25 protein-coding genes and 1 pseudogene are annotated in these 25,046 nt (G+C 65.6%); 4 read left to right on the forward strand and 22 right to left on the reverse strand.

The window, feature by feature from the left end; all coding sequences use genetic code 11:
• The first annotated feature begins 83 nt into the window (after window positions 1-83).
• Window positions 84-827, forward strand: coding sequence for a 3-oxoacyl-[acyl-carrier-protein] reductase (fabG, locus tag HZS63_RS07275; RefSeq protein WP_180683394.1), 744 nt, complete (start codon window positions 84-86; stop codon window positions 825-827).
• 3 nt (window positions 828-830) lie between these two features.
• A complete protein-coding gene (locus HZS63_RS07280; RefSeq protein ID WP_180683395.1) occupies window positions 831-1,415 on the forward strand; it encodes a chromate transporter in 585 nt (194 codons plus the stop codon).
• A gap of 6 nt (window positions 1,416-1,421) precedes the next feature.
• On the opposite strand, the gene rlmB is transcribed toward HZS63_RS07280, so the two are convergent.
• Window positions 1,422-2,165 (reverse strand): 23S rRNA (guanosine(2251)-2'-O)-methyltransferase RlmB, encoded by a 744-nt coding sequence (rlmB, locus tag HZS63_RS07285; protein WP_180683396.1) that lies wholly within the window; start codon window positions 2,163-2,165, stop codon window positions 1,422-1,424.
• A gap of 10 nt (window positions 2,166-2,175) precedes the next feature.
• On the reverse strand, window positions 2,176-2,865 hold the full coding sequence (locus HZS63_RS07290; protein WP_180683397.1) for an ABC transporter ATP-binding protein: 690 nt from the start codon (window positions 2,863-2,865) through the stop codon (window positions 2,176-2,178).
• A 10-nt stretch (window positions 2,866-2,875) separates the two neighbouring features.
• On the opposite strand from HZS63_RS07290, the gene HZS63_RS07295 reads away from it, so the two are divergent.
• Window positions 2,876-3,523, forward strand: a complete 648-nt coding sequence (locus tag HZS63_RS07295; RefSeq protein WP_246316229.1) for an arylesterase — start codon at window positions 2,876-2,878, stop codon at window positions 3,521-3,523.
• A gap of 18 nt (window positions 3,524-3,541) precedes the next feature.
• Window positions 3,542-4,618, forward strand: a complete 1,077-nt coding sequence (mnmH, locus tag HZS63_RS07300; RefSeq protein ID WP_180683399.1) for a tRNA 2-selenouridine(34) synthase MnmH — start codon at window positions 3,542-3,544, stop codon at window positions 4,616-4,618.
• Here the strand turns inward: mnmH and HZS63_RS07305 are convergent.
• The 20 genes and pseudogenes from HZS63_RS07305 to HZS63_RS07400 form a co-directional block, all read right to left on the reverse strand.
• Window positions 4,594-5,787, reverse strand: a complete 1,194-nt coding sequence (locus HZS63_RS07305; protein ID WP_180683400.1) for a PLP-dependent transferase — start codon at window positions 5,785-5,787, stop codon at window positions 4,594-4,596. The two genes, mnmH and HZS63_RS07305, sit on opposite strands and share 25 nt — an antisense overlap.
• A 25-nt stretch (window positions 5,788-5,812) precedes the next feature.
• Window positions 5,813-6,337 carry a phosphoribosyltransferase gene (locus HZS63_RS07310; protein ID WP_180683401.1) on the reverse strand — a complete coding sequence of 175 codons (525 nt, stop codon included), beginning with the start codon at window positions 6,335-6,337 and terminating at the stop codon, window positions 5,813-5,815.
• 41 nt (window positions 6,338-6,378) lie between these two features.
• Window positions 6,379-7,785, reverse strand: a complete 1,407-nt coding sequence (locus HZS63_RS07315; RefSeq protein ID WP_180683402.1) for an adenylosuccinate synthase — start codon at window positions 7,783-7,785, stop codon at window positions 6,379-6,381.
• Window positions 7,786-7,808: 23 nt separating this feature from the next.
• Entirely contained in the window at window positions 7,809-8,975 is a 1,167-nt protein-coding gene (locus HZS63_RS07320; protein WP_180683403.1) for an ATP phosphoribosyltransferase regulatory subunit, read from the reverse strand.
• Between the two features lie 89 nt (window positions 8,976-9,064).
• Window positions 9,065-9,955, reverse strand: a complete 891-nt coding sequence (hflC, locus tag HZS63_RS07325; protein ID WP_180683404.1) for a protease modulator HflC — start codon at window positions 9,953-9,955, stop codon at window positions 9,065-9,067.
• Between the two features lie 20 nt (window positions 9,956-9,975).
• A complete protein-coding gene (hflK, locus tag HZS63_RS07330; RefSeq protein ID WP_180683405.1) occupies window positions 9,976-11,361 on the reverse strand; it encodes an FtsH protease activity modulator HflK in 1,386 nt (461 codons plus the stop codon).
• Window positions 11,362-11,403: 42 nt separating this feature from the next.
• Window positions 11,404-12,567: a GTPase HflX gene (gene hflX, locus HZS63_RS07335; protein ID WP_219339125.1), complete on the reverse strand. Its 1,164-nt coding sequence runs from the start codon at window positions 12,565-12,567 to the stop codon at window positions 11,404-11,406.
• Window positions 12,568-12,574: 7 nt separating this feature from the next.
• The gene (gene hfq / locus HZS63_RS07340) at window positions 12,575-12,820 is read right to left on the reverse strand and encodes an RNA chaperone Hfq (protein ID WP_425505934.1); all 246 of its coding nucleotides are present in this window, start codon (window positions 12,818-12,820) and stop codon (window positions 12,575-12,577) included.
• 82 nt (window positions 12,821-12,902) lie between these two features.
• Window positions 12,903-14,234: a ribosome biogenesis GTPase Der gene (gene der, locus HZS63_RS07345; protein WP_180683407.1), complete on the reverse strand. Its 1,332-nt coding sequence runs from the start codon at window positions 14,232-14,234 to the stop codon at window positions 12,903-12,905.
• A complete protein-coding gene (gene bamB / locus HZS63_RS07350) occupies window positions 14,231-15,376 on the reverse strand; it encodes an outer membrane protein assembly factor BamB (RefSeq protein WP_343039964.1) in 1,146 nt (381 codons plus the stop codon). Before bamB ends, der begins: the two co-directional genes overlap by 4 nt.
• A 14-nt stretch (window positions 15,377-15,390) precedes the next feature.
• Window positions 15,391-16,047 (reverse strand): YfgM family protein, encoded by a 657-nt coding sequence (locus tag HZS63_RS07355; RefSeq protein WP_180683409.1) that lies wholly within the window; start codon window positions 16,045-16,047, stop codon window positions 15,391-15,393.
• Between the two features lie 64 nt (window positions 16,048-16,111).
• Window positions 16,112-17,404, reverse strand: a complete 1,293-nt coding sequence (gene hisS / locus HZS63_RS07360) for a histidine--tRNA ligase (RefSeq protein WP_180683410.1) — start codon at window positions 17,402-17,404, stop codon at window positions 16,112-16,114.
• A gap of 29 nt (window positions 17,405-17,433) precedes the next feature.
• On the reverse strand, window positions 17,434-18,714 hold the full coding sequence (ispG, locus tag HZS63_RS07365; protein ID WP_180683411.1) for a flavodoxin-dependent (E)-4-hydroxy-3-methylbut-2-enyl-diphosphate synthase: 1,281 nt from the start codon (window positions 18,712-18,714) through the stop codon (window positions 17,434-17,436).
• Between the two features lie 4 nt (window positions 18,715-18,718).
• Window positions 18,719-19,600 carry a RodZ domain-containing protein gene (locus HZS63_RS07370; protein WP_180683412.1) on the reverse strand — a complete coding sequence of 294 codons (882 nt, stop codon included), beginning with the start codon at window positions 19,598-19,600 and terminating at the stop codon, window positions 18,719-18,721.
• Window positions 19,601-19,604: 4 nt separating this feature from the next.
• Window positions 19,605-20,408 (reverse strand): type IV pilus biogenesis/stability protein PilW, encoded by an 804-nt coding sequence (pilW, locus tag HZS63_RS07375; protein WP_180683413.1) that lies wholly within the window; start codon window positions 20,406-20,408, stop codon window positions 19,605-19,607.
• Window positions 20,405-21,556, reverse strand: coding sequence for a dual-specificity RNA methyltransferase RlmN (gene rlmN / locus HZS63_RS07380; protein ID WP_180683414.1), 1,152 nt, complete (start codon window positions 21,554-21,556; stop codon window positions 20,405-20,407). Before rlmN ends, pilW begins: the two co-directional genes overlap by 4 nt.
• Window positions 21,557-21,563: 7 nt before the next feature.
• Complete coding sequence (gene ndk, locus HZS63_RS07385; protein WP_180683415.1) at window positions 21,564-21,989, reverse strand: nucleoside-diphosphate kinase; 426 nt, start codon at window positions 21,987-21,989, stop codon at window positions 21,564-21,566.
• Window positions 21,990-22,071: 82 nt separating this feature from the next.
• The gene (locus tag HZS63_RS07390; protein ID WP_180683416.1) at window positions 22,072-23,265 is read right to left on the reverse strand and encodes a pseudouridine synthase; all 1,194 of its coding nucleotides are present in this window, start codon (window positions 23,263-23,265) and stop codon (window positions 22,072-22,074) included.
• Window positions 23,266-23,297: 32 nt separating this feature from the next.
• Window positions 23,298-23,861 (reverse strand): annotated as a pseudogene (gene scpB / locus HZS63_RS07395) (SMC-Scp complex subunit ScpB); the annotation flags it as partial.
• A gap of 87 nt (window positions 23,862-23,948) precedes the next feature.
• Complete coding sequence (locus HZS63_RS07400; RefSeq protein WP_425505937.1) at window positions 23,949-25,010, reverse strand: RluA family pseudouridine synthase; 1,062 nt, start codon at window positions 25,008-25,010, stop codon at window positions 23,949-23,951.
• Window positions 25,011-25,046: the final 36 nt, after the last annotated feature.

The following is a 25,046-nucleotide window of genomic DNA, read 5'->3' on the forward strand; positions in this document are numbered from 1 at the left end:
ACCCTTTGCCTGCCGCGTCGAGACGGCCAGGCGGCCCGTTAAGATCCGTCTTTTGTCCACTCCCCAGCACGAAGAGCACCTGCATGAAACGACTCGAAGGAAAAATCAGCCTGATCACTGGCGCGGCCCAAGGCATTGGTGAGGCCACCGCCCTGAAATTCGCCACCGAAGGTGCCACCGTGGTCGCTTGCGATGTACGCCAGGAAGCCATCGATGCCGTGGTGCAGCGCTGCCATGCGCTGGGCGCGACCGCCATGGGCTGCGTGATGGACGTGACGCAACGCCCCATGGTGGATGCCGTCGTGAAGCAGGTGCTCGACCGCTTTGGTCGCATCGACGTGCTGATCAACAACGCGGGGATCACCCAGGACGCCCGCCTGCAGAAAATGACGCAGGAGCAATTTGACCGCGTCATCGATGTGAACCTGCGTGGCGTGTTCCATTGCAGCCAAGCTGTGGCCGACACCATGGTGGCTCAAGGCAGCGGCGTAATCCTGATCGCCTCCAGCGTGGTCGGCATCTATGGCAACTTCGGCCAAACCAACTACGCCGCCACCAAGTTCGGTGTCATCGGCTTTGCCAAGACCTGGAGTCGGGAGCTGGGGCCCAAAGGCATCCGCGTGAATGCGGTGGCCCCAGGCTTTGTGGAGACCCCGATCCTGCGCACCATACCCGACAAAGTGTTGCAGGAAATGACGCACAAGGTGCCGCTGAAACGCCTGGGTCGACCGGAGGAAATCGCCAACGTGTACGCCTTCCTGGCCAGCGACGAGGCCAGCTACGTCAATGGCGCCGTGATCGAGGTTTGTGGCGGCATGACAGTGTGAACCGTGGGCCGCACCCCTGACTCCACCAACCCGCCACCGTCAGCCGACGGAGCCCCCCGACAACCCGCCTCGCGCCTCGACCTGTTCCTTTCCTTCTCCGCCATTGCGCTGCAGGGATTCGGCGGGGTCATCGCCATCATTCAGCGCGAGCTGGTCGAGAAGAAACGCTGGATGACCCGAGAGCAGTTCGTGGAGGACTGGGCCGTGGCCCAGATCCTGCCCGGACCGAACGTGGTGAACCTGTCGCTCATGATCGGGGGCCGGCATTTCGGCCTGAGCGGTGCGCTCGCCGCCCTCGCCGGCATGCTCGTGGCCCCGCTGCTCGTGGTCTTGCTCATGGCCATCGCGTTTGGCACCGTCGCGGACACCCCGACCGCCACCGGCGCGCTGCGCGGCATGGGCGCGGTGGCGGCCGGGCTGATCATCGCCACCGGTTGGCTGTTGAGCGCCGCACACAGCTCAGCAGCGGAACATTGGCGTCTGTGGCTGCTCACGGCATTGGCCACCCTCATGGTCTGGAAAACCCGGGTGCACCTGCTGGCGCTGATCGTGACTGGCGGCTTGCTGGGCGCCTTCGGGCTGGTGTGACACCCTTCAGAGGCGCTGGCGCAGGGCCTCGTAGAGGCACACCGCACTGGCCACCGATACGTTGAGGCTTTCCACCGCGCCGCGCATGGGGATGGCGATCAGCTCGTCGCAGGTCTTGCGCGTGAGCTGTCGCATGCCGGGCCCTTCGGCCCCCAGGACGAGCGCCACAGGCCCCTTGAGATCGGCCTGATAGAGGGTTTTCAGAGCATCGTCGCTGGTGCCGATCACCCAGATGTGGCGCTCCTTGAGCTCGTTGAGGGTGCGCGCCAGATTGGTCACCATGAAGTACGGCACGGTTTCGGCGGCACCGCTGGCCACCTTGGCCACGGTGGCGTTGATGCCGCAGGCATGGTCCTTGGGGGCGATGACCGCGTGGGCACCCGCCCCATCGGCCGCACGCAGGCAGGCCCCCAGGTTGTGGGGATCGGTGACGCCGTCGAGCACCAGCAGCAGCGGCACTTCGCCGCCCTGCTCCAGTTGATCCAGCAGGTCGTCGAGAGAGCGGGCCTGGGCCACCGGCTGCACCCGCGCCGCCACCCCCTGATGGCCGTGACTGCCGGCCAGTTTGGCGATGCGCAGAGCGTCGGCCTCGATCAGCCGGGCACCGGCTTCCTTGGCGCGCTCGACGAATTGCCGCATGCGCGCGTCGCGCCGGGTCGGGTCGATGTAGATTTCGATGATGGACGCCGGCGCCGTCTTGAGGCGCACGCCCACGGCATGAAAGCCGAACAGGACTTTGGGGGAGGACATCCCCGGATTATCAGGCCTCGACCGCCTCGATCTCGCGGGCCCGGCCGGCCTCGATGGTGATGCGGCGTTCGCAGCGCTGGGCGATCGAGCGGTCATGGGTGACCAACACCAGCGTGGTGCCCTGCTCCCGATTGAGATCGAACATGAGCTCCATGACCTTTTCGCCGGTGGCGAAATCGAGGCTGCCGGTGGGCTCATCGGCCAACAGCACGGCCGGCCGCACCACGAAGGCTCGTGCCAGCGCCACGCGCTGCTGTTCCCCGCCCGACAGCACCTTGGGGTAATGCCCGAGCCGTTCACCCAGACCGACGCGCTGCAACATCTGGGTCGCGGCTTCGCGCGCGTCGCGCCGACCGGCCAGTTCGAGCGGCAGCATTACGTTCTCCAGAGCGGTGAGGTTGCCCAGCAACTGAAAGCTCTGGAACACAAAGCCCACCTTCTGCGCCCGAACGGCGGCCCGCTGGTCCTCGTCCAGCGCAAAAATGTCCTGCCCATCGATATGAACCGTTCCCCGTGTCGGCGTATCCAACCCTGCGATGATCGACAACAGTGTGCTCTTGCCCGAGCCTGAGGCTCCGACAATGGCCACCGTCTCGCCCCGGCGCAGCTCGACATCGATGTCACGCAAAATGTCCAGCGTCCCGGTGGCGTCGGTCACCGACTTGGACACGTGCCGTACCGCAATCATCACATCCGACATGAAAACGCCTATGCAGTTGAACAGACGACACTTTAACGCCATCGCCCTGGCTGCCACCGCTGCGGGGTCTTGGTCCGCGCTGGCACAGACGGAGCCCACCGTGGTGCTGATCGTTGGCGACTCGCTCAGCGCCGAATACGGTCTGCGCCGGGGCACAGGTTGGGTGGCCTTGCTGGAACAACGTCTCCGCCAGGAAAACAAGCCCGTCCGGGTGGTCAATGCGAGCATCAGCGGCGACACGACTTCGGGCGGCCGTTCGCGCTTGCCAGCCCTGCTGCGCACCCACCAGCCGGATGTGGTGGTGATCGAACTGGGCGGCAACGATGCCCTGCGCGGCCTGCCGCTGGACATGACCCGCGACAACCTGCGCGCGATGGTGCGCGCGAGCCAGCAAGCCGGTGCCCGCGTGCTGCTCGTGGGCATGGAAATGCCTCCAAACTATGGGGCTCGCTATGCCGAGGAGTTCCGGCAAGTGTTCGTCGACGTGGCCCGCAGCGAAAAGGTTCCGCTGGTGCCGTTTTTCCTCAAAGGCGTCGCTGACGGCCCCGACCCGGTGGCCCTGTTCCAGCCCGACCGCATTCACCCCAACGAGGCGGCCCAGCCCATCATGCTGGACAATGTTTGGCCGCGTCTGCGCGAACTCCTGCCCAAAGGCTGAACCCGCTGAACCAACGACATGCCTGTTGCCACCCTGCCCGCCCATGCGGTTGCCGACCGCCTGCCCACTTTCGACGCCGTCATCGACGCCCGCACCGAAGCCGAATTCGCTGAAGATCACCTCCCCGGCGCCGTGAACTGGCCCACGCTGAACAACGCAGAGCGCATCCTCATCGGCACGATGTACAAACAGGTCAACGCCTTCGAGGCCAAGAAGCGGGGCGCGGCGCTGTCGGCTCGCAACATCGCAGCGCACATCGAGCGCGAGGTGATCGACAAGCCCAAGGGCTGGAAGCCCCTGGTGTACTGCTGGCGCGGCGGCAACCGCAGCGGTGCGCTGGCCACCATCCTGGGCGCCATCGGCTTCCAGGTCACGCTGATCGAAGGCGGCTACAAGGCCTGGCGCAATGCCCTGCTCGCCGAGTTGCCCACGCTGGCCCAGCGGCTGCAGTACCGGGTGGTGTGCGGCCCCACCGGATCTGGCAAAACGCGCTTGCTGCAGGCACTGGCTCGGCAAGGGGCACAGGTGCTGGACCTGGAAGCCTTGGCCTGCCACCGCAGTTCGGTACTGGGCCTGGTGCCTGGCCAACCTCAACCCAGTCAGAAGCATTTTGATACGCTGATCTGGCACGCCCTGCGTGGTTTCGACCCGCAACGGGTGGTCTACGTGGAAAGCGAAAGCAAGAAGGTCGGCAACCTCCGCGTGCCCGACGCCCTGATGGACGCCATGCGGGCCAGCCCCTGCCTGGACCTCCAGCTTGCCGATGACGAACGCGTGGCGCTGCTCATGGAGGACTACGACCACTTTCTGCAAGACGCCGATTTTTTCTGCGAACGGCTCGACACCCTGGTCACGCTGCGTGGCCGGGAAACCATCGAGTCCTGGAAACACCAGATTCGTCAAGGGCGTTCAGCCGACGTGGTGCGTGCGTTGCTGCAGGTCCATTACGACCCGGTGTACGCCACGTCCATCCGGCGCAATTTCGTGCAATACCCACAGGCTCTGCCCTGCCGCCTGAACGACCGCTCGCCAGCAGCCATCGACGCGCTGGCCCGAGCCATCGTGGCCGCTCAGTCCAACACCTGTAATGCCTGAGCCAGGTCGGCCTGCAAATCCTCCTGCGCCTCCAGGCCCACGGCAAAGCGGACCAGGCGTGGCGCATGCGGCCAGGGAGTGGTCCGCATGGACGGGATGTCGTATGGCACACACAGGCTGATCGGCCCGGCCCAGCTGTATCCCAGCCGGAAACGCTGCAATCGGTCACAGAAGGCATCCACCCGTTCGGCCGGGATGTCTGGCTGGAACACCACACTGAACAGACAGGCTGCGGCCCGGGCATGGCGCTTCCAGTGTTCATGGCCTGGCGAGCCGGGCAACGCAGGATGAAACACCCGTGCCACCTTGGGCTGTCGCTGCATCCAGGCGGCCAGGGCGCGGGCGGTGGCGTCTTGGGCGTGATAACGCAGCGCCAGGCTGGGCAAGCCCCGCAGCACCAGCTCGGCGTCGTTCGCTCCCACGCCCAGGCCCAGGCGCATGTGCGTGAGCAGCAAACGGCGATGCAGCGACTCGTCGCGCGTGACCACCGAGCCCATCAGCACATCCGCGCCGCCACTGGGGTATTTGGTGAGCGCCTGCATGGAAATGTCCACACCCGCCTCGAACGCGCAGAAGGCAATACCCGCCCCCCAGGTGTTGTCCAGCGCCGTCACGATGCGCTGGTGGCCCTGACCGTAGCCGAACCGTTCGTTCGCCTGCCGCACCACCTCCACGAGGGCAGGCAGGTCGGGGTATTCGAGCGTCACCGAGCCGGGCACCTCCAGCCAGACGAGCCGGGTCGATGCGGTCAGCTGGGCGGCCAGATCGGCCGGGTCCATGGGATCGTAGAAACGGTGCCGAATGCCCCAGGCCGCGAGTTCGCCCTCGGCAAAGGCCTTGCCCGGCCCGTAGGCGTTGTCGGGGATGAGCAGCTCGTCACCGGCGCGCAGCAGCGCCATGTCCACCAGCGCAATGGCCGACAGTCCGCTGGGTGCCAACACACAATGCCGCCCCCCCTCCAGGGTGGCGATGCGTTCTTCCAGTGTGAACGTGGTCGGCGTACCGTGCAGTCCATAGGTGTAGGCCGACTTGTCCTTCCAGTCGCGCTCGCGCATCGCGGCCACGCTGGGGAAGATGACGGTGGAAGCCTTGTGCACCCCAGGGGCCACGGCCTCGAAATCGGCTGGTGGTCGATAGGGGTGGTGGATCAGCTCGGTCGGCAGGCTCATGCGGAGGCGATGGTTGTTGGGGGCGTCAGACTTTCCACTTGGCCAGCAACTGCGCCGGGCGCAGATTGTCGTAAGCCTCGAAAGGCTGGTGGATCCACGGGTTGGTCGGCAGGAACTCCACCGAATAGTCCGGCGTGAACACCGACACCGCCTTGGTCCAGATCACCGCGCTGCGCAGTTCGGTGATCGGCGGGTAATTGTTCTTGAGCAGGTCCATGACGGCGCGCAAGGTATGGCCGGAATCGGCCAAGTCATCGACCAGCAACACCCGGCCCGCGATCTCCCCTTTGGGTGTGGTGATGTAGCGGGCAATGTCCAGCTTGCCCTGGACCGTGCCGGCTTCGGCGCGGTAGGAACTGGTGGACATGATGGCCAGCGGCTTGTCGAAGATGCGGCTCAGGATGTCGCCGGGACGCATGCCGCCCCGCGCCAGGCAGAGGATGGTGTCGAACTCCCAACCCGACTGGTACACCTTGATGGCCAGCTTCTCGATCAGGTTGTGGTATTCGTCGTAGGACACGTAGAGGTGTTTGCCGTCTTCGGTCAGCATCGGGGTCTCCTGGATCGAGGCGCGTGGGAAGGGTTCGGCCTTCAGGCCGCGTAGGGATGGTGCAGCAGGATGGTGTGGTCCCGGTCGGGGCTGGTGGAGACCACATGGATGGGCACACCGGTCACCGCCTCGATGCGGCTGAGGTAGTTCTGCGCATGCACCGGCAAGTCCTCATACCGGGTCACCCCGACCGAGGACTCCGACCAGCCGGGCAGCGTTTCATAGATCGGTTCGCAGCGTGCGATGTCGTCCGCCCCGAGGGGCAGGATGTCGATGATTTCGCCGTCGAGGCGATAGCCCACGCAGAGCTGCAGCTCGGGCAGGCCGTCGAGCACATCGAGCTTGGTGATGCACAGCCCGCTCAGACCGTTGACCTGAGCCGAACGCTTGAGCAGCGCGGCATCGAACCAGCCGCAGCGGCGCGCCCGACCGGTGGTGGTGCCCTTTTCCGCCCCCACGGTGGCCATGTGCCAGCCGGGCGTCCCCTCGGTTTGCCAGTCCAGTTCGGTCGGGAACGGCCCACCCCCCACGCGGGTGCAATACGCTTTGGTGATCCCGAGCACGTAGTGCAACAGTTGCGGCCCCACACCGGCACCGGCAGCCGCGTTGCCCGCCACGCAGTTGCTGGAGGTGACGAACGGGTAAGTGCCGTGGTCGATGTCGAGCAGCGTGCCCTGTGCGCCTTCGAACAGCAGGTTCACACCGGCCTTGTGCGCCTCGTTGAGCTCACGGGAGACGTCGGCGATCATGGGCTTGAGCAAGGCCGCATGCCGCAAGGCCTGGGCTTGCACCACTTCGGCCTGCACCTTGCCGTTGACGATGAAGGCCGACAAAGGCTGGTCCGCGAGCCAGGCCACGGTCGACCAGTCCACCTGCGCAGCGCCCAACAGCGCGAGCTGCTGGTTGTAATAGTCCACCAATTCCTGCAGTTTGGCCGCGAAGCGCTCGGGATGCTTGAGGTCTTGCACGCGCAAGGCGCGACGGGCCACCTTGTCTTCATAAGCCGGGCCGATGCCACGACCCGTGGTCCCAATCTTGGCCGTACCGGCCTTCTCCTTGGCCGCCTCGCGTGCCACGTCGAGCGCGGCGTGGAACGGCAGGATGAGCGGACAGCCCTCGCTCACCCGCAGGCGCGAGCGCACCTCCACGCCGGCCTTCTCCAAACCGGTGATTTCTTCCAACAGCTTGCCGGCCGACAGCACCACACCGTTGCCGATGTAGCACTTCACGCCAGCCCGCATGATGCCGCTGGGAATGAGGTGTAGCGCCGTCTTCACGCCATTGATGACCAGCGTATGCCCCGCGTTGTGCCCACCCTGGAAACGGACCACGCCACGCGCGGTTTCCGTGAGCCAGTCCACCAGCTTGCCCTTGCCCTCGTCACCCCACTGGGTACCCACGACGACCACGTTGCGCCCTGGCTGGGCCTTGAAGTTGTTTCCGTTCATCTCTTTCGATTCCAAGAGGGATGTCAAGCCCGCAGCGGCTGCAACACCCACACACCATCGCGCTCGACGAGAACGCGGTCGCACTCGAATTCATCCACTTCGTGCTCGTGCCCGGGCAGGACACACACCACGGTTTCCCCCCGTGTGCGCAGGGCTGCAATGGCAGCACGCAAGGCCGGCGCACTGCCCCAGGGCGCACGGATGGCCTTTTGCAGAGCGGGACGGGGCAACGCCGCGACCAACTCCTTGAGGTCCAGGCTGAAACCCGCGGCAGGACGCCGGCGGCCAAACACGGCGCCGACTTCGTCGTAGCGCCCACCGCGCACCAGCTCGGTGGGCGTTTGCGCATCATGGGCAGCGCCAAACAGGGAAAAGCGCATGCCCGTGTAGTAGGCATAACCCCGCAAATCGGCCAGATCGTAGGATACCGCCGCACCCTCGACATGGCGACCCAGCCAGCGCAGGTCGTCCAGCGCCTGTCGCAGCGCATCGGATGGAGGCAGCCGTGCGAGCGCCTCGTCCAGCACCGCTTCGTCGCCATAAAGACGGGTCAGGGACAGCAAAGCGTCGAGCACCGGCGCCGGCAGATCGGCGCCTTCTTCGCGCAGCGTCGCCACGTCTTTGGCGGCGAGAGCCGCATGCAGCCGCGCCACTTCGGCGGGCTCCAGCGCCAGCCCCACCAAGACGGCATCGACCACCCGCACATCTCCCAGATCGAGCACGACCCGCTCGATCCCGGCCGCGCGCAGCGAGGCTATGGCCAGCTCGATCACCTCCAGGTCGGCTTCTCGGCCCGCATGACCATACAGTTCGGCACCCAACTGCAAGGGTTCACGGGTGCCGTGAGGACGGTCGATCCGGGTTCGGGCCGCCGGGCCGCAGTAACACAGGCGGGTGACCCCGGCTCGGTTCAACAGATGGGCGTCGATGCGGGCAACCTGCGGCGTCGTGTCTGCCCGCAAACCGAGCGAGCGCCCCGAGAGCTGATCCACGAGCTTGAAGGTTTGCAAATCCAGCGCTTCGCCGGTGCCGGTGAGCAGCGAGTCCAGGTGCTCCAGCAACGGCGGTATCACCAGCTCGTAGCCGTGACTGCGCGCGGTGTCGAGCAGCGCGCGGCGCAGGTCTTCGATGTGCCGGGCCTCGGAGGGCAATACATCGGCGAATTGATCCGGAAGGACCCAGGCAGACATGGGAAAGGCAAGGCTGTTAAAAAGCGGATTTTACCGGCATCAAAAAAAGCGACCCGCCGCGCGGACGGGTCGCCCCGGGCGACCGGACATCAGCGAGGGGCGGGCGCACTGCTGCGCATGCCCCGGAAGAACTCGGAGGACGGGTCCATGATGAGCACATCGTTCTTGCCGGTGAAGCTGGCTCGATAGGCCTCCAGGCTGCGGTAGAACTGAGCGAAAGCCGGGTCACGGCCGAACGCTTCGTTGTAAGCACGCGCGGCCTCGGCATCGCCCTCACCTTTGATCTTTTGCGCCTGGCGGAAAGCCTCCGAGACGATGATCTCGCGCTGGCGATCGGCGTCGGCGCGGATCTTTTCGCCCTCGGCAAAGCCGGTGGAACGCAGCTCGTTGGCCACCCGTTTGCGCTCGGCTTCCATGCGCTCGAACACCGAGCGGGTGATGGTTTCAGCGTAGTCGATGCGGGTGATCCGAACGTCCACCACGTCCATGCCCCAAGGCCGTTCGGCTCCACGCACGGCAGCCAGCACTTCGCGCTTGACGTCGGCCATGAGTTCTTCGCGGCGGGTGGAAAGCAGTTCGCGCACGGTGCGCTTGTTGACCTCCTGCTGGAACGAGTTGCGCACCACCCGGTTGAGCTGGATGGCGCCGGCGCGCTCGTCCAGGCCCACGTTGCGGATGTAGGCCGACGGATCGGAGATGCGCCAGCGCACGAACCAGTCGATCACGACACGCTGTCGCTCGGCGGTGATCATGGGCTCGGTGTCGGAGCTCTCGAGCGTGAGCAGGCGCTTGTCCACGTAGGTGACGTTCTGGAACGGCGGGGGCAGCTTGAAATTGAGGCCCGGCTCGGTGACGACGCGCTGGATCTGGCCCAACTGATAGACCACGCCGAACTGGCGCTGATCCACGACGAAGAGCATGGAGCTGCCGATGGCCAGCACCAGCAGCAAAGAGGAGAGGATGAGTCCGATCTTGTTCATGATGTATGGCCTCCCGGGAATCAGCGCGTTTCGCGCCCACGAGAGCGCAGGTCATCCCGGGCGCGGGCGTCGTTGGGCAACAGCGGTGCGGTGGTCGAGCCGCTGACGGCACCGCCCCCAGACGGCGCGGCTGCGGGCGCACCGGCCGACTGCATGATCTTGTCCAGCGGCAGGTAGAGCAAATTGGAGTTTTGCCGGGTGTCGATGAGCACCTTGGTGACGTTGCTGTAAACCTCCTGCATGGCTTCCAGATACAGCCGCTCACGCATGACCTGGGGAGCCTTGGCATGCTCGGCCTGCACGAGGCGGAAGCGTTGTGCATCACCCTGCGCCTGCGCCACCACTCGGGCCTTGTAACCTTCGGCTTCCTCGATGAGCCGCGACGCGGCGCCGCGCGCACGCGGGATCACGTCGTTGGCATAAGCCTCCGCCTCGTTCTTGGCGCGTTCGCGCTCCTGCCCCGCCTTGAGCACATCGTCGAAAGCGGCCTGCACCTGTTCCGGCGGCCGCACGCCGCCCTGCTGCAGATTGATGCCCACGACCTCGATGCCGACGCCGTAGCGATCCAGAATGTTCTGCATCAGGTTGCGCACGCGTGGGGCGATCTGGTCGCGTTCGTCCACCAGGGCAGCGTCCATGCGCATGTTGCCCACCACCTCACGCACGGCGGTCTCGGCGGCGCGCAGCACGGCAGCGTCGGGATCGCGGCTGTTGAACAGGTAGGCCCGCGCGTCGCTGAGGCGATACTGCACGGCGAACTTGATCTCCACGATGTTTTCGTCCTGCGTCAGCATGGCCGAATCGCGCAGGCCGGTGGCACGGATGACCGTGTCGCGGCCCACATCGACCGAACGGATCTGGGTCACGAACACCGCCTCGTGGCGCTGGATCGGATACGGCAGGCGCCAGTTGAAACCGGCCCCCACCGTGCTGTGGTATTTGCCGAACTGGGTGATGACCGCCTGCTGGCCTTCCTGCACGATGAAGAAGCCCGAACCCAGCCAGATGAGCACCGCGACGGCGCCGATCAGCCCCGCCCCGATGCCTGTGCTCTTGGGATCGGGCTTGAAAGGCGGCAGCCCTCCCCCCGATCCGTTGCCCATGCCGCCCCGGCCCCCACGCCCTCCACCGCCGAACAAGCCGTTGAGCTTGCGGTTGAAGTCGCGCCAGAGCTCGTCCAGATCGGGCGGCCCCTGGTTGGGGCCCTGTGGGCGGTTGGGAAAGGGGCGCTGGTCAGGGTCATCACGGCGGCCCTGATCGTCCGTATCGGCATCACGATCGCGGTCCCGGGCACCATTGGGCCGCGAGGCATCGTCATCACGGCCCCAGCGCGGGTCGTTCAAATTGAACATGCCTTTCACGCGGCTCCATAGGGGCGGGCGAAGAGGCGTCGGATTCATGTTCATGGGCGGGTGTCTTGAAAAAGTCGATAAGGATATTGTGCCGAATCAGACGGACGCGTTTTCCGGATCGGCCTTTCCCGAGCCGGTTTCGGCGATCAACCGCTGCGCCAGCAGGCTGCGCAAAGCATCCAGACCATCGCCCGTATGGGCACTCACGAAGATACGAGAGCATACCTTGCCGTGGAGTTCCATATGGTCCATGGCCTGCACCGGTCTCTGGCCTGGCGACAAGGCGTCGATCTTGTTGAACACCAGAATCTGGGGAATGTCGTCGGCGCCAATTTCGTGCAACACCTGCTGCACGTTGTCGATCTGCTCATGGTAAGCAGGGTTGGACATATCCACCACGTGCAACAGCAAATCGGCGTCCCGGGCCTCCTGCAGTGTGGCGGCGAAAGCATCGACCAGGGTGTGCGGCAGGTCGCGAATGAAACCGACGGTATCGGACAGCGACACGCTGCGCCCCACCTCGCCCAGGTACATTTGCCGCGTGGTCGTGTCCAGCGTGGCAAAGAGCTGGTCGGCTGCATAGGCACGCGCCTTGACCAAGGCATTGAACAGCGAAGACTTGCCGGCATTGGTGTAGCCGACCAACGAAATGTTGAACGCACCGCGCCGCTCACGCTGGCGCCGCTGTGTGCTGCGCTGGCGCTTGACCCTGTCCAGCCGCTCGCGGGTACGCTTGATCGCGTCGCCGATCATGCGGCGGTCGAGTTCGATCTGGGTTTCCCCCGGCCCACCACGCATGCCAATGCCACCGCTCTGCCGCTCCAGGTGCGACCAGCGCCGGACCAGGCGGGTGGAGAGGTATTGCAATCGGGCCAGTTCGACCTGTAGCTTGCCTTCATGGCTGCGCGCCCGCTGGGCAAAGATATCGAGAATGAGCAAGATGCGGTCGTTGACCGGCATGCCCATGTGACGCTCGAGGTTGCGCTGCTGCGCCGGGCTCAGCGCCTGGTCAAACAGAATTTCGGCGGCACCGTGACCCAGCGCGAGGGCCTTGATTTCATCGGCCTTGCCGCTGCCGACATAGAGGGCTGCATCGGGTGCGCGGCGCTTGCAGGTGACGCGATCCAGCACCCGATAGCCGGCGGTCTCGGCGAGCTGCGCGAGCTCGTCGAGTGTGTCGTCGAAGTGGGGCAGACCCAGGTCCACCCCGACGAGCACGACACCCGGCGCGCTTTCTGCGGGTAAAGTGTCGAAACCCAATGTGTGATCAGGCGGCTTCGGCCGGTGGCGCGACCGAGAACTGCACCGGCCGCCCCGGAACGATGGTGGAAATGGCGTGTTTGTACACCATCTGGGTGACCGTGTTGCGCAGCAGCACCACGTATTGATCGAAGGATTCGATCTGTCCCTGCAGTTTGATCCCGTTGACGAGGTAGATGGACACCGGCACATGCTCGCGACGGAGCTGGTTCAGAAACGGGTCCTGGAGAAGTTGGCCTTTGTTGTTGCTCACGATATGTTCCGTGTTCAATGAAGTTGGGGGACCAAGACCATACCACAGCCTGACGGGGTTTGTGCGAGCGATCGCACCAGCCCTAGGTGTCGTAAGGATTCGATGAGGTTTTGAATTCGATGCGCAGCGGGGTGCCCACGAGGTCGAAAGCCTTGCGGAAGCGCCCTTCGAGGAAACGCTTGTAGGCGTCCGTGACACCCTCCAGCGAATTGCCGTGGATCACGATCACCGGCGGATTCATCCCCCCTTGGTGGGCATAGCGCATCTTGGGCCGGTACATGCCGCTGCGTTTCGGCGCCTGAAAGGCCACGGCCTCCTGCAGCAGCCGGGTCAGCACCGGGGTGGGCATCTTTTTCGTCGCCGACGCATAGGCCTGGGCGATCGACTTCCACAACGGCGCGATGCCCTGCCGCTTGATGGCGGAAATGGTGTGCATCGGTGCAAACTTGAGGAAGGCGAGTCGACTCTCGATCGAGCGCTGCAATTGCTCGCGCTGATAGCTGTCGATCGCGTCCCACTTGTTGACCGCCACCACCACCGCCCGCCCGCTGTCGAGAATGAAGCCAGCGATGTGGGCATCCTGTTCGGTCACGCCTTGGGTCGCATCGATCAGCAGCAGCACCACGTGCGCGTTCTCGATGGCTTGCAGCGTCTTGACGACGGAAAACTTCTCGATCGCCTCGAACACCTTGCCTTTGCGGCGCAGGCCGGCGGTATCGATCAGCTCAAACTTCTGCCCGTGGCGTTCGAACGGCACCGAAATGGCGTCGCGCGTGGTCCCCGGGAGGTCAAAGGCCACCAGACGCTCCTCGCCCAGCCACGCATTGATGAGCGTGGACTTGCCCACGTTCGGACGCCCAGCGACCGCCAGCCGGATCACGGTGTCTTCGGACGGCGCGGTGTCGGGCTCGTCTTCGGGCCAGCGGATGCGGTCCAGCGCGGCCTCGATCATGGAGCGCACGCCTTGGCCGTGCGCTGCCGACACCGGGATCACCTCGCCCAGCCCCAGCTCATAGAACTCGGCCAACTGGGCACCGGCCTGCATGCCCTCGGCCTTGTTGGCGACGAGCAGGCAAGGCTTGTCGAGCTTGCGCAGGTAGTTGGCAATGTCGTGGTCTTGAGCGCTCAGCCCTGCACGTGCATCGAGCACGAAGATCACCACATCGGACTCGGCCACGGCCTGGCGCGTCTGCTTGGCCATTTCCTTGTAGATGCCGCTGCTGGCGTCGGGCTCGAAACCGCCGGTATCGATGACGATGAACTCGCGCTTGCCCAAACGGGCGTTGCCATAGTGTCGATCGCGCGTCAGACCAGGGAAATCGGCCACGATCGCGTCCCGCGTCTTGGTCAGGCGGTTGTAGAGCGTGGACTTGCCCACATTGGGCCGCCCGACCAAGGCAATGACAGGTTTCATTCGGGACGCCAGCCAAAGACCCCGCCGTTGCGTGTGACCGCCACCAACGTGTTACCGACGAGGAAAGGACCGCTGACGATGGCCGAACCATCGGTGCTCAGGCGGTTGAGCATGGCTGCGTTGTCCCGCGACAGCAGATGCAAAAAGCCCTGGGCGTCGCCGACGATGATCGAGCGGCCGGCCGCCAGCGGCGCGGTGACGCCCCGGTGCAGCAAGGCATCGCTGGCCCAGACCCGCTCGCCGGAGTCCCGGCGCCAGGCAATCACGCGCCCATTGCGCTCGGCGCCATAGACGCGGTCCGCATCGGCGGCCACTCCGACAGCGCCGTCGGCGGGCTGGGTCCATTGCACCGTGCCACGACTGGTATCGACGCAACCCACGGCAGCCTGGAAGGCGCGGGCACAGACCTGATTGCCGACCCGACCGACAGGCCTGACCAGATCGACCAAGCGCTCGATTTCGTTGACTCCCCGCGGCGTGGCCAAAGGAGCCTCCCAGCGTATGCGGCCGTTCAGCGGATCGAAGGCCACGAGGCGGCCCGAAACCCCTGCCAGCAACGTATCGCCAACCGCGGTCAGCACCCCGGCTTGCTGCAACACCAGCGGGTCGGTGCCGCGTGCGGCCTGCGTCCAGAGACGGGCCCCCGAGCGGGCATCGAAAGCGGTGACGCTGCGGTCGGCGCTGAGCACGAACACGCGCTGTCCGGCCACCAGGGGAGCGGTGAACACCCGTGCCGGCAGGCGGGTACGCCACAGCTCGCCGGAAGACTGCACGAGCACCAACTCATTGGCGCGTGTGACCACCGCCGCCAACTGGCCATCCGAACCCACTGCGGCGGACAGAGGCGCCCCCACCTCGACACGCCAGACCGGCTGGCCAGAGGCGCCGTCGATGGCGATCACGGATCCGCCCGCGTTGGCCACAAAGAGCTGCTGGCCATGCACCGCAGGCGTCATGAGGGCATCGACCGGACCAATGGTGGTGGACCATACGCGGGTGGCCGGCACCAAGGGCGTCACGGGAACCAGGGGGGCCGGCTCGGGACGCTTGCTGCCGGACGAACAGGCCGACAGGATCGCAGCGAGCAGCAGGACGGCAACCCCACGGCGCACCGCAACGGCAGCAGAAACATTCAGGCTCACGGCAGGCACTCCCTTCATTCGGACGCCCGCGTCGGGTCTACCCCGAGGGCGTTCAGTTTGGCTTCGACGATGCGGCGGTAGTCCACTTCAGGGCTCATGGCGCGCCATGCCGACTGATAGGCCTGCCGCGCCGCTTCGGCTTGTCCTTGGGCCAGCAGCACGTCGCCACGGCGGTCTGCCACCAGCGCGGCATATTCGGCCGGGAATGAGGCTTCGAGCCACTTCAGGGCTGCCGCGTGATCGCCCGCCTCGAGTTCGAGACCCGCCAGCCGCAAACGCGCCACCGCGACGACACCGGGATCGGCCGCCCTGTTGACCACGACCTTGAGCGCCTCGCGGGACTCATCGGCCGCCCCGGCATCGTGCAACACCCGGGCAGCCAGCAACCCAGCCTGCTGCGCCTGGGCAGAACGACCGGCCTGCTTCTGCATGTCGGACCAGACACGACGCACACGGTCCACGTCGTTGGCCCTGGCGGCTCGATCCAGTTCGTCATACAGCGTGGCGGCCTCCAGTGCCGTCTTGCGCTGCCAGTACTGCCAACCGTTCCAAGCCGCATAGCCACCCAGCACGGCGATGAGCAGCCAGGTGATGAGGTTGCCGTAACGGGCCCAGAAATGCTTGATCTGGGCCAACTGCTCCTGTTCTTGCAGGTCGTAAGGTGAGGCCATGGAATGCGTGTGTGGATGGGTGCTGCGTGTGCAAGGATTGTAGGCGGTCGGCGGGACTGGGCGCTCAACGCAGGCGCGCCGCCCAGGTCGCTGCTTCGGTCAGCGGCAATAGCGTCTGCCCGGTGATCGACCCCTGGCCGTCTGCACGCAAGGGCTTGACCGCCACCTGCCCGGCAGCCAGTTCGCTCTCGCCAAAAATGAGCGCATAGCGTGCGCCGCTGGCATCGGCTTTTTTGAATTGGGACTTCATGCTGCCCTGACCGTCCGGGCCGCCAGCGTGCATTTGAATGGAGATACCCGCCTGGCGCAGCACACGCAAGACCCGCATCACGGTCGCCTGAGCGCCGGCCTGCGGCACGATGGCGTAACAATCCGGCACGGGCACGGCGGGCAGGCGGTTCTGGGCTTTCAACAGCTCCAGAATACGCTCCACCCCCAGCGCCCAGCCCACGGCCGGAGCGGGCTTGCCACCGATCTGCGCGATCAGCCCATCGTAGCGCCCGCCGGCACAGACGGTGCCTTGCGCGCCCAGCGAGGTGGTCACGAATTCGAACACGCTGAGGTTGTAGTAGTCCATGCCGCGCACCAGACGCGGGTTGATGCGGTAAGCAATGCCTTGGGCATCCAGCAGCTCACGCAGGGCGTTGAAGTGTGCCAGCGACTCGGCGCCGAGGTAATCGATGAGCTTGGGCGCAGCCTCGACGAGGGCTTGCATGGCCGGATTCTTGGTGTCGAGGATGCGCAACGGGTTGCTGTACAGGCGTCGCCTGGCGTCTTCGTCGAGCCGATCGATGTGCCGTTCCAGATAGGCAATGAGTGCCTGCCGATGCGCCGACCGCTCGGCGGGCTGGCCCAGGCTGTTGATTTCCAGGGCCACGTCCGTCAGGCCCAGTTCGGCCCACAGGTCGGCGGCCATGACGATGAGCTCGGCGTCCACGTCGGGCCCGGCGAAGCCCAGCGCCTCGGCGCCCACCTGGTGGAACTGGCGGTAGCGGCCGCGCTGCGGGCGCTCATGGCGGAACATCGGGCCCATGTAGTACAGGCGCTTGGGGCCATCGTAGAGCAGGTTGTGCTCGACCACCGCCCGCACCACACCGGCCGTGGCCTCGGGGCGCAAGGTGAGCTGCTCGCCGTTGAGGCGGTCCTCGAAGGAATACATCTCCTTCTCGACGATGTCGGTCACCTCGCCCAGGCCGCGCACGAACAGGCCGGTCGGCTCCACGATGGGGGTGCGCACATTGCGGTAGGCATAGCGCGCCATCAGCTCGCGAACCTTGCCTTCCAGCCATTCCCAGTGCGCCGACTCCGGCGCAAAAATGTCGTTCATGCCTTTGACGGCACTCAGTTTCTCTGCCATGTGCTTTGTGGATTTGTGTCTCAGCGCGCCTAGGCGGACGCGCCGAATTTTTGGTGGATGTAGTTTTCGACGATCTGCTGGAACTCGGTGGCGATGGCAGCGCCCCGCAGGGTCAGGCGTTTTTCACCATCGATGAACACCGGAGCGGCAGGTGCCTCGCCGGTGCCGGGCAGACTGATGCCGATGTCGGCGTGCTTGCTTTCGCCCGGCCCGTTGACGATGCAGCCCATCACCGCGACCTTGAGGTTCTCCACGCCGGGATAACGCTCGCGCCACTGCGGCATGGAGGCGCGCAGGAAATCGTCGATCTGCTTGGCCAGTTCCTGGAAGGTGGTGCTGGTGGTGCGGCCGCAACCGGGGCAGGCCGTGACACTCGGCACAAAACTGCGCAGCCCCAGGGCCTGCAGAATCTCCATCGCCACCACCACCTCCTGGGTACGGGGCTCGCCCGGCTGCGGCGTGAGCGAGACGCGAATGGTGTCCCCGATACCCTGCTGGAGCAACACGGACAAGGCGGCCGCAGACGCCACCGTGCCCTTGGTACCCATGCCCGCCTCGGTCAGGCCCAGGTGGAGGGGATAGTCACAGCGGCGGTGCAATTCCTGATAGACGGCGATCAGGTCCTGCACCCCGCTGACCTTGCACGACAGCACGATGTCCTCGGGCTTCATGCCCAGCTGCTCGGCCTGGGCGGCGGATTGCAAAGCCGAGGCAATCAGGGCTTCATACATGACCTGCTTGGCGTCCCAGGGTTCAGGGCGGCGGGCGTTCTCGTCCATCATGGACGCGAGCAGATCCTGGTCCAGGCTGCCCCAGTTGACCCCGATGCGGATGTGCTTGCCCCAGCGCAGCGCCACCTCCACCATCTGGGCGAACTGCCGGTCTTTCTTGTCGCCCCGCCCCACGTTGCCGGGATTGATGCGGTATTTGGACAGGGCCTGCGCCATGTCGGGGTAGTCGGTGAGCAGGCGGTGGCCGTTGTAGTGGAAGTCACCGATCAGCGGCACCGCAATGCCCATGCGGTCGAGCTGCTCGCGGATGTAGGGCACGGCCTTGGCCGCGTCGTCGTTGTTGACGGTGATGCGTACCAACTCGGAACCCGCCTGCGCCAGCTCCTTGACCTGAATGGCCGTGGCCACGGCATCGGCGGTATCGGTGTTGGTCATGGACTGCACGCGCACCGGCGCGCTGCCACCGAGCGTGACTCGGTGATCGCCCCAACTCACCACACCCATGCGGGATTTGCGGGGCGGAAACGGGCTGGATACGGGCTTGCCCGGCGTTTCGGTTTCGGATGGAGCGACATTCATGGCGTCAACGCACCTCGAAACGGGCCACATTGTTGCGCGCATGGGGTGCCAAGGCAAAGGGTTCACCGCGCAAGGTCGCCTCGACCTCATCGGCTCGTCCGATCACCACGGCCAACGGAAAGTCGGTCGAAAACGCCACGACCTCTCCCGCTTGCAGGCTGCGCTGAAGCAACACCCGCCCCGACGCACCGCTGACCTGTACCCACGACGTCTCACGGGCACGCAGGCGGAACACGCCTTCGGGAGCTGCCACGGCCGGCGCATCGCTGGCGGCGGCCGCAGAGGCGTCTGGCAAGGCAGCAGCAGAGGCATCCCCGGATTCGACCGGCGCCTCGTCGGTCGAGGCGCCGGTGCCGACCGCCTCGCCTTCGGCCGGCAGGGGCTCGACCGCCACCGGCGTCAGCGTGGTTCGCTGAGCGGGCGGCGAGGAGGCTGAGGGCAGCAAGAACCACAACACCACCGCCACCACCAGGGCCAGCAGCGCAAATGCCATGGGCCAAGGCAGCCGGCGTCCGACCAGCGGGGTCGATCCGCCCCCCATCTTGAGCGGAGCCTGGCGCTGCGGCATGGGTGCGTTGATGGAGCGCTCGATGTCCCCGAGCCGCACCTCCGCCGAAGCCGGCAGACTGGCCAGGATCGGGGCTGGGTCCACCTTCAATACCCGGCACACACTCAAGGCCAGCGCCCGGGCAAAGGTCATGTCGGGCAATTCGTCGTAGCGCCCGGCCTCTAGGGCTTCCAGACGCCGAACCGGCACCTTGAGCATCGCGGCCAGGGCGGCGAGGTGTAAACCAGCGCGCTCCCGGGCTTGGCGCAGCGTCAGCACCGCTGCCGTGGACGCGTCGTTCTCTTGCTGGTCGTGCTGCGCATGCAGGCGATCATTCACGTTTTCACTCATTAAAAGCCCCCCGCTCATAGGCACTGGCCTCGCGCGAATCGGGGAAACGGCGCAACAACTGGGTGGCCAACTGCTGGGCAGCCTCCCGATTCTGGAGCCGGTTTTCGATCTTGACGCCAAGCCAGAGCGATTCGGCATTTGCGAATTCGGAATTGTTCAGGCGCCGCAGATAGAAACGGGCTCGCTCGCTTTCGCCCCGCTGGTGCAACAGCAGCGCCAAGTTGTACACGGTGATCGGGTTGCCCGAATCGAGCTCAAAAGAGCGTATCAGGCTTTGCTCGGCTTCGAGACGCTGTCCGGCTCGAGCCTGACAGATGCCCTGGACCATCCAGGTGCGGGCGGCAGAGCGGTAACCGGGTGACTGGAGGGCCCGGCCAAACGCCTGCACGGCATCGGTGTGGCGGTCGGCCTGGCAGTAGAACCAGCCCAGATTGTGCCAGGTGTCGCCGTCGCGCGGGGCCAGGCGCAGCGCCTGCTGAAAACTGTCTTCGGCCAGGCGTGGTTCCTCCAGCCGCATGAAAATCAGGCCCCTGAGGTTGTAGGCCGCAGCGAAGGTGGGGTCGGCATTCAGCGCCTGCTTGACTTCGTCCAGCGCCACCGTGGCCTGCCCCTGCTCGAAGTAACCGGCAGCCAGTTCAAGCCGGATGCGCGCCCGGCGACGGGCCTCCGGCTCGTCGGATGGGGTCACCCACACCGAATCCCCTTCCATGCGGCCCCCCTGGGTGGTGCACCCGAGCTGCAGGGTCACAAGCACCATCCCCATCCACAGCGCACACCATCGCCACGCCCAGGTCATGCAGAAGTCTCCTTCATGGAAGGTTTCCACAGCATCGGCTGCCCTTCTTGCAGCCGGCGCTGGGCCAGCCGTTGTGCCGCGTTGGTCCTATCCAGGACATCGCCAGCGAGTTGCCCACAAGCGGCGTCGATATCGTCGCCCCGGGTCTTGCGCACCGTGGTCACGATGCCGGCCGCATTCAGACGATCGGCAAAGGCTTTGACCGCCGCCTTGGACGAGCAGCGCAGCCCGGAATCGGGAAAAGGATTGAAGGGAATGAGGTTGAGCTTGCACGGCACGCCACGGCCGCCGTGGTGCTTGAGCAGTTGAACCAGCTGCTCCGCATGATCGGGGCGGTCATTCACCCCATCGAGCATGCAGTATTCGAAGGTGATGAAATCTCTCGGAGCGGCTGGCAGGTAACGCAGGCAGGCGTCGAGCAGCTCGGCAATGGGGTATTTGCGATTCAGCGGAACCAGATCGTCGCGCAAGGCATCGTTGGGCGCGTGCAACGACACGGCCAGGGCCACCGGGCAATCCGCCGCCAGCCGATCCATCATCGGCACCACACCGGAGGTGGACACCGTGAGCCGGCGACGCGACAAACCGTAGCCGTGATCGTCCAGCATCACGCGCAGCGCCGGCACGAGGGCGTGGTAGTTTTGCAAGGGCTCGCCCATACCCATCATGACCACATTGGAGATGACCCGTTCCCGGGTGCCGAAGCGCTGGCGCAGCGCATGTTCGGCAAACCACAATTGGGCCATGATTTCGGCGGTGGTGAGGTTGCGGCTGAAACCCTGGTGCCCCGTGGCACAAAAACGGCACCCCACGGCGCACCCCGCCTGGGAGGAAACGCACAACGTGCCGCGGTCGTCCTCGGGGATGAACACCGACTCAACGGCATTGCCATCCCCCACATCGAACAGCCACTTGACGGTGCCGTCCGCTGACGCTTGCTCAGCCAGCACGGGCAGACCGCGCACTTCGCAGACGCTCGGCAGCTTCTCGCGCAGCGAGCGGGCCAGATCGGTCATGTCCTCGAAGCGGGCCACCCCTTTCTGGTGTACCCAACGAAAAAGTTGCACGGCCCGGAAACGCTTTTCTCCGAGCCGCTCGCAGAAAGCGGCCAACCCGTCGAGGTCGAAGTCGAGCAAATTGGCCGTCATCGCATGATCAACGTGTGTATACGTTCATGCCGGGGAAGAAGAACGAGACTTCCACGGCGGCGGTTTCGGGTGCATCGGAGCCATGCACGGCATTGGCGTCGATGCTGTCAGCGAAGTCGGCACGGATGGTGCCGGGCGCGGCCTTCTTGGGATCGGTGGCCCCCATGAGCTCGCGGTTCTTGGCGATGGCGTTCTCGCCTTCCAGCACTTGAACCATCACCGGGCCGGAGATCATGAAGTCCACCAGATCCTTGAAGAAGGGACGATCCTTGTGGACCGCGTAGAACTGCTCGGCTTCCTCGCGGGAGAGATGCACCATCTTGGCGGCCGCGATCTTGAGGCCGGCGGCTTCGAATCGACTGTAAATCTGGCCGATGACGTTCTTGGCAACGGCGTCCGGTTTGATGATGGAAAGGGTGCGTTCGATGGCCATGGATAGTCCTGGTTTGTTGGAAAGTCAAAGGTTTAGCAAAGTTTTTGATTTTAACCCGTGACGAGGTGCGCCGGCCAGACGTTCAGCGCCCGGCGCGCCCCCGTTTACCCGAACCCGGTCGCCTGGAGCCACCGCGTGGAGCGGAACGCGCGTCGGCACCGATGTACCCATAGCTGGTCTGCATCGGGTCGGGCTGCCCAGACGAACCGGAGGAGCCCGTCCCGCGCTGCCGTCGATCGCCACGGGCGCCTGCAGGCCCGCGAGGCTTGGGCGGACCGTCCACCAGCTTCGGGGCACTGGGTCGAGGCCCCTGTCCTTTGCGCCGGGACGGATTGCGGCTGGCCTTGGCCTGCCGGAATACACGGGCCTGGGACTCCAGGGAGCGGTCCATGCCGGCGGCATCGGTCAAACGGGCCACATCGCGGCTATCGAGTTCCATCCACACGCCACGACGCAGCCCGCGCGGCAGCACCACGGCGCCGTAGCGGATACGGATGAGACGGCTGACGGCATGACCGACCGCCTCGAACATGCGACGGACCTCGCGGTTGCGCCCTTCAGCGATCGTCACCCGGTACCAGCAGTTGGCGCCATCGCCCCCACCCTCTTCGAGGCTGATGAACTGGGCGACACCGTCGTCAAGCATCACGCCGTCGAGCAGCCGCTGCTTTTCCTCGTTGCTCAAGGCGCCGAGCACGCGCACCGCGTATTCACGCTGCAGGCCGAAACGCGGGTGCATGAGTTTGTTGGCCAATTCACCTGAATTGGTGAACAGCAGCAGGCCTTCGGTGTTCAAATCCAGCCGCCCCACCGACTGCCACTTGCCCGTGTGCAGACGCGGCAAGCGCCGAAACACGGTGGGTCGGTTCTGCGGGTCGTCATGCGTGACCACTTCACCCGCCGGTTTGTGATACGCCAAGACCCTGGGCGGGGGCGGCGCAATCCGGACCTTGATCGGCTTGCCATTGATCTTGATCGAGTCGCCATACTGGATGCGCTGCCCCACGTGCGCCGGCTCACCGTTGACCGAAATGCGTCCCTCCAGGATCATCTGCTCCATTTCGAGGCGCGAGCCCAGGCCCGCCTGAGCCAACACCTTGTGCAGCTTGGGGGCATCGGCCTGGGGACGCAGCACCCGCTTGCCGGGTGCCGGCACATCCAAGGTCTGGGCCTCGTCGAAATCGCCCGACACCACCGTCTCGAAGCGGACGTCATCCTGCGTCTGCTGTGCGAGCGGCGTTACAGGTCGAGAAGCGGGGGTTTCTGGCGTGGTCATGTCGGGGCAATGGTCTCGTTGGGGTGGCAAGGCGGGGCATCGGGATCAGCCGGGTCGAGCCCAGGCAGGAAATCGTCGCCAGCAGACCGGTCTTCGAGCGGTGGCAAGGCGTCCAGGGAGGCCAGGCCCAAGTCGTCCAGGAATTGCCGGGTGGTGGCATACAGGGCTGGGCGGCCGACGGTTTCTTTGTGACCGATCACCTCGATCCAGCCCCGATCTTCCAACTGCTTGAGGATGGCCGAGTTGATGGTGACGCCACGGATATCTTCCATATCACCCCGGGTCACGGGCTGCCGGTAGGCGATGATGGCCAATGTTTCGAGAACGGCCCGGCTGTATTTGGGCGGTTTTTCGGGGTGCAGCCGGTCCAGGAACGGGCGCATCTCGGGACGGCTCTGGAAGCGCCAGCCACTGGCCAGGCAAACCAGCTCCACGCCCCTGCCCGACCAGGCCAGTTGCAGGTCGGCCAGTAGACGACGCAGGGTGTCTGGCGACAACGCACCGTCGAACAGGGCCGCCATGTCGCGCAGCGAAAGCGGCTCAGGCGCGCAAATGAGCGCGGTTTCGAGGATGCGCCGGGCATCCGCCGTGTTCATGTTCCGAGGGTCCGTGCCAAGAGGGATGATGATCCCGATGCCCGTGCTGGGCGCCACCCCACACCGATGCACCGGCGCCAGGGTCGATCAGAAAAGGGAGGCAGGTTCGTCCACGTCGACCTGCCACAGATGCTCCAGATTGTAGCGCAGGCCCGCCGAATCCACCGCGGCCGCGATGTCGGACGGTACCGGGCTGACGCACTGGAGCGCCTCACCCGTCATGGGGTGCCGGAACGCGAGCACGTGAGCGTGCAGCGCCTGCCGCTCCAACCCCCATTGCAGCCGGCCGCCGTACAGCGTGTCGCCCACCAGCGGGTGACCGAGCCAGGCCATGTGTGCGCGGATCTGGTGGGTGCGACCCGTGTGCAGCTTACAGCCGACCCAGCACACGGCAGGCTGGGCATCCAGCAGGCGCACGCGAGTCAGCGCCGGCTTCGCGCCCGCCGCATCGACCGGCAGCACCGCCATCCGCAAACGCTGCCGGGGATCGCGACCGATCGCCCCCCGCACCTCCCGATCGGTTTGTCCCGACCAAGACCCGTGAGCCAGTGCCACGTACACGCGATGCATCCGGCGCTCAGCGATCATGCGCACCAAAGCGTCACAGCAGGCGACGGTTTTGGCCACCACCATCAGGCCGCTGGTGTCCTTGTCGAGACGATGGACGATCCCCGCCCGAGGGAGCCGGGCCGCTCCCTCGTGATGGGCCAGCAGGCCGTTGAGCAAGGTTCCGCGCCAATGGCCGGCGGCGGGATGGACCACCAGCCCCGCCGGTTTGTCCAGCACCAGCAAGTGTTCGTCCTCGTACACCACGGCCAACGCCATGGGCTCCGCCACGAAGGCGCTGGCCTGCGCAGTCGGCCGCAGCTCAACCTGGAGCTCCTCACCGGCACGGACCTTGGCAGCGGGCTTGGTGGCGGGCCGCCCATTGACACGCACCGCCCCCTGGGCCAGCAACTGCTGCAGCCACGAACGCGAAAACTCGGGCAACAGGGCCGTCAACACCTTGTCCAGCCGCACCCCATGGTGATCGACCTCGGCGCTGAAACGCCGGATCTCGACCGGATGCCCGGATTCGTCTTCGGCGCCGCCAACCTCCGTCGCGAGATCCTCGTCCGCCAAGGCGTCTTCGTCGGCCACCGGCTCCATGGCCATCGATATAATGGGTTTCGTCAATTCCTGATC

Origin of the sequence: Tepidicella baoligensis (genome assembly GCF_013432195.1) — a bacterium.
GTDB classification, from domain to species: domain Bacteria; phylum Pseudomonadota; class Gammaproteobacteria; order Burkholderiales; family Burkholderiaceae_C; genus Tepidicella; species Tepidicella baoligensis.

Coding starts and splice junctions, on each gene's coding strand:
- HZS63_RS07320 (WP_180683403.1), bottom strand. CDS start 8,975: ATGTCTGCCTGGGTCCTTCCGGATCAATTCGCCGATGTATTGCCCTCC.
- rlmN (WP_180683414.1), bottom strand. CDS start 21,556: ATGACGGCCAATTTGCTCGACTTCGACCTCGACGGGTTGGCCGCTTTC.
- HZS63_RS07310 (WP_180683401.1), bottom strand. CDS start 6,337: ATGCTGACCGAAGACGGCAAACACCTCTACGTGTCCTACGACGAATAC.
- HZS63_RS07355 (WP_180683409.1), bottom strand. CDS start 16,047: ATGGCCTCACCTTACGACCTGCAAGAACAGGAGCAGTTGGCCCAGATC.
- fabG (WP_180683394.1), top strand. CDS start 84: ATGAAACGACTCGAAGGAAAAATCAGCCTGATCACTGGCGCGGCCCAA.
- der (WP_180683407.1), bottom strand. CDS start 14,234: ATGAAACCTGTCATTGCCTTGGTCGGGCGGCCCAATGTGGGCAAGTCC.
- HZS63_RS07315 (WP_180683402.1), bottom strand. CDS start 7,785: ATGAACGGAAACAACTTCAAGGCCCAGCCAGGGCGCAACGTGGTCGTC.
- HZS63_RS07390 (WP_180683416.1), bottom strand. CDS start 23,265: ATGACCACGCCAGAAACCCCCGCTTCTCGACCTGTAACGCCGCTCGCA.
- HZS63_RS07295 (WP_246316229.1), top strand. CDS start 2,876: ATGCAGTTGAACAGACGACACTTTAACGCCATCGCCCTGGCTGCCACC.
- HZS63_RS07400 (WP_425505937.1), bottom strand. CDS start 25,010: ATGGAGCCGGTGGCCGACGAAGACGCCTTGGCGGACGAGGATCTCGCG.
- HZS63_RS07290 (WP_180683397.1), bottom strand. CDS start 2,865: ATGTCGGATGTGATGATTGCGGTACGGCACGTGTCCAAGTCGGTGACC.
- ispG (WP_180683411.1), bottom strand. CDS start 18,714: ATGAATGTCGCTCCATCCGAAACCGAAACGCCGGGCAAGCCCGTATCC.
- hflC (WP_180683404.1), bottom strand. CDS start 9,955: ATGAACAAGATCGGACTCATCCTCTCCTCTTTGCTGCTGGTGCTGGCC.
- ndk (WP_180683415.1), bottom strand. CDS start 21,989: ATGGCCATCGAACGCACCCTTTCCATCATCAAACCGGACGCCGTTGCC.
- hflK (WP_180683405.1), bottom strand. CDS start 11,361: ATGAACATGAATCCGACGCCTCTTCGCCCGCCCCTATGGAGCCGCGTG.
- HZS63_RS07305 (WP_180683400.1), bottom strand. CDS start 5,787: ATGAGCCTGCCGACCGAGCTGATCCACCACCCCTATCGACCACCAGCC.
- pilW (WP_180683413.1), bottom strand. CDS start 20,408: ATGACCTGGGCGTGGCGATGGTGTGCGCTGTGGATGGGGATGGTGCTT.
- hisS (WP_180683410.1), bottom strand. CDS start 17,404: ATGGCAGAGAAACTGAGTGCCGTCAAAGGCATGAACGACATTTTTGCG.
- mnmH (WP_180683399.1), top strand. CDS start 3,542: ATGCCTGTTGCCACCCTGCCCGCCCATGCGGTTGCCGACCGCCTGCCC.
- rlmB (WP_180683396.1), bottom strand. CDS start 2,165: ATGTCCTCCCCCAAAGTCCTGTTCGGCTTTCATGCCGTGGGCGTGCGC.